The organism is Deltaproteobacteria bacterium RBG_16_64_85 (genome assembly GCA_001798885.1).
GTDB lineage: Bacteria > Desulfobacterota > Deferrimicrobia > Deferrimicrobiales > Deferrimicrobiaceae > FEB-35.
Genome location: MGQW01000071.1, coordinates 2828 through 6172 on the forward strand (window position 1 = coordinate 2828; position 3345 = coordinate 6172).

General features: G+C 62.8%; 3 protein-coding genes. All 3 read left to right on the plus strand.

The features are described 5' to 3' along the window. Positions 1–76: 76 nt before the first annotated feature. Entirely contained in the window at positions 77–1906 is a 1830-nt protein-coding gene (locus tag A2Z13_07465) for a hypothetical protein (protein OGP77145.1), read from the plus strand. 310 nt (positions 1907–2216) lie between these two features. After that, on the plus strand, positions 2217–2579 hold the full coding sequence (locus A2Z13_07470) for a hypothetical protein (protein OGP77146.1): 363 nt from the start codon (positions 2217–2219) through the stop codon (positions 2577–2579). Between the two features lie 199 nt (positions 2580–2778). Further along, a complete protein-coding gene (locus A2Z13_07475; GenBank protein ID OGP77147.1) occupies positions 2779–3261 on the plus strand; it encodes a dynein regulation protein LC7 in 483 nt (160 codons plus the stop codon). Positions 3262–3345: the final 84 nt, after the last annotated feature.

The window sequence follows — 3345 nt, forward strand, 5'->3', positions numbered from 1 at the left end:
GCCGCTTTACGAGTGGATCGACGCCGGGTCGTTTTCCGTGCAGGTCGGTCTGTTTGTCGACCGGCTGACCGTCGTCATGCTCGTGATGGTCACGGCGGTCGCCGGCCTCGTCCAGGCATACAGCGTGCGCTACATGCACGGAGACGGAGGGTACGCAAGGTACTTCGCGTGCGTGTCGCTGTTCACCGGCTCGATGGTCATGCTGGTGATGAGCGACAATCTCCTGGAGCTGTTCGTCTTCTGGGAAGCCGTGGGGCTCTGCTCCTTCCTGCTGATCGGGTTTACCTGCGAACGGAAGGCCGCAGGCGACGCCGCGGTGAAGGCGTTCTGGGTCAACCGGATCGGGGACGCAGGGTTCCTGCTGGCGATCCTTCTTGCCTGGAGGACGTTCGGGACGCTCGATTCCCAGACGATCGTGCGCGAGGCGGGGCGGCATGCAGGCGAATCCGTCGCGATCTTCGGTCCGTACGGGTCGGTGAACACGCTGACGCTTCTCACCCTGCTGTTCCTGTGCGGGGCCCTCGCCAAGTCGGCCCAGTTCCCCCTGCACGTGTGGCTGCCCAACGCCATGGAGGCTCCCACCCCCGTGTCGGCCCTGATCCACGCGGCGACGATGGTGACCGCGGGCGTGTTCATGATCGCGCGATTTTCCCCGCTGTTCGACCAGGCGCCGGTCACGCTGGATGTCCTTGTCGTCGTAGGTTTGTCTTCCGCGCTGTTCGGCGCCGCTGTCTCCATGGTGCAGGCCGACATCAAGCGGGTCCTGGCGTATTCCACGATGAGCCAGCTGGGGTACATGATGATGGCCTGCGGACTGGGGGCCTACGGCCTGGCGATCTTCCACCTGGTCGCCCACGCCGCATTCAAGTCGTTGCTTTTCCTGACCGCGGGGACCGCCATCGAGGAGGTGGCCGCCCGGCACGATTCCCCGGAACCCTTGCGGTCCGACGGGTGGTTTCCCGCCCGCTTCTGGCTCCTCTGGGGATCGGCTGTCGCCCTGGCGTCGATGCCCCCCCTGGTTCTGATCGCGGGCGGAAAAGGGCTTTTTCCACTGGTGTCCCCGTCGGAACACGGGCATCCGGTATTCTGGGCGCTGACCTGGGTCGCGGCGCTGATGACGGTGGTGTACCTGCTTCGTCTGGTCAGGGCCGCAGAGCACCGATCCGGGCCGGACGCCACGCCGCTTCGTCTCCTGACGCCGAAGACATTCGGATATATCGCGGGGACCGTGGCGGTGGTGACCCTGGCTTCCGTATGGTCCCCCCTCATCGGCTGGGCGTGGTTCGAGCGCTTCATGGCTTCGGCGCTCCCCTTCCCGTCGCGCGGCGCTCCGGTCGCCGCCGCGGAAGGGACGCTGTCGGCCGCAATCATGACGGCCATGGGCGTGACGCTCGCGGCCGCGGCGTTCGGAGTCCTTCATGCGGCCATGCGAAGACGCGCGCCTGCAGCGCCCGGCCTGTGGGATCGATGGAGCGCGATGCTCTACGTTGTTGTGGTGAACCGCGGATACGTGGACGAGGTCTATCAGGCGGTTATTGTTCGTCCCGTGCTGGGGTTCGCGAATTGGCTGTCGGATTCGGTCGACGTCGGAATCATCGACCGTGCTTTCGAAGGCTTGAGCGGGGTTTTGGAAGGCGTCGGGAAGTGGCTGTCGGATTCGATCGAGGTCGGAATCATCGACCGTGGTTTCGAAGGCTTCAGCGTGGTTATCGAAGGCGTCGGGATGTGGGTCTCGACGTATATGGAGGGAGGGGTCATCGACCGGGCCGTCGACGGCATCGGCGAGGCCTTCAAGGCGCTCGGGCAATTTGCACGGTCGTTTCAGAGCGGACAGTTCCACCATTACGCCGTCGCGGTGGTCGTCGGCGCCATCCTGATCCTGGGGCTCTACCTGGTGGCGGGCTAAGAAAAGAGACGTTCCCGGGATCTTCGATGAGGCCCGGGGGGTGGAGGCTTCCCGGGCTTTCCTTTTTTCTGTTGGTCGGGGCGGTTCTTTCCGGACATTTTCGGGGGAATAGGAAAGGCCCGCCTCTTCCCGTTTCAGGGAAAATATTTGCCCATTATCGGCGAGAGATTGCCCTTCATTCGGGGGCATCTTTGGGAAAATTCTGAGGAAAAACAAACGTTTCAGCGGTCCTCCCCCCGATGGTACCAAACTTGCTGCATTCCCGCGGAAGCCCAAATCCCACATGATGTTGTGTCCGAGGCATTACAAAATGGAGTTTTCCCACAACCCGTTGATTCCCTTGCCCGAACCGAAAAAGGAGGGAAATATGCGGTACTGGGTGCTCATCGGCCTCCTATCGATCTGCTTCCTTTCCGCGGGGCCCGACGGCCGAAGAGGGGATGACGACCCCCAGAAGGACATGTTCGTCACCACCTGGCTCTCGAACGAGAAAGCCCGCCAGCTCATGCGCTACCACGGAACGAACGGGATCCTGGTCACGGCGGACGAAGTGTACATCAAGCGCGACGGGCGTTGGATCTGCGTGTACCGCGATCCGTCTTCCCTCCCGGAAGAGCGCGTGGGGCTGCTTGCTCCCTCGACGGCCGTGCAGATCGAGACAGACGAATCCTGACCCGACGTTTCCCCCTCCTCGTTTCCTCCGTGGCTCGGGGAAGGTCCACCCCTCGATCGGGGCCGTGCAGGTTCCCCGCACGGCGAGCCACGAACGGAGCCCCCCTCCGAGGCTGCGGAGCGAGACCCGCGAGCCAGGGTCCCCGGGCGGAGATCTCAAACTCTTTTCCTTGCCGGATTGCTGTGGTATCTTCTCGGCTATGAGCCGCGGCCATTTCATCCTCCACGAGAAGGAATACAACGAATTCCAGTCGGTCCTGAAGAAGCTTCTGATCGATTCCTACGCCAAGGTTGTCTTCCTGGTCGACAAGAACGGTTCTCTCCTCTCCTCCACGGGGGAGACGGCGGGCTTCGACACCACGTCGCTCGCCTCGCTGGCCGCAGGGAACATCGCCGCCACGGGGGGGCTCGCGTCGCTGATCGGGGAGAAGGAGTTCTCGATTCTCTTCCATGAAGGGGAGCGGGACAACATGCATATCTCGGTGATCGAAAACCGGCTCATCCTGGTCGTGATCTTCGACCGGCGCTCCTCGGTCGGGCTCGTTCGCCTCCGCGTGCGCCGAGCGGGCGAAGAGCTGGGAAGGGTCCTCAAGGCGGTGGACATTGCCGCGATCGGGGAGGAAGAAGGAGGGGGAGTGATCGAGGAGCTGACCGAATCCGACATCGAAAGTCTGTTCAAATAACTCATGTCCTTCATCAATTACTCGTCCAAGGAGATCAACTGCAAGATCGTCTACTACGGTCCCGGCCTGTGCGGCAAGACGACG

What these genes read in the sequence shown, in the direction of transcription:
- A2Z13_07465 (OGP77145.1), top strand. Translation starts at nt 77, where the DNA reads ATGCTCGTGATGGTCACGGCGGTCGCCGGCCTCGTCCAGGCATACAGC.
- A2Z13_07475 (OGP77147.1), top strand. Translation starts at nt 2,779, where the DNA reads ATGAGCCGCGGCCATTTCATCCTCCACGAGAAGGAATACAACGAATTC.
- A2Z13_07470 (OGP77146.1), top strand. Translation starts at nt 2,217, where the DNA reads ATGGAGTTTTCCCACAACCCGTTGATTCCCTTGCCCGAACCGAAAAAG.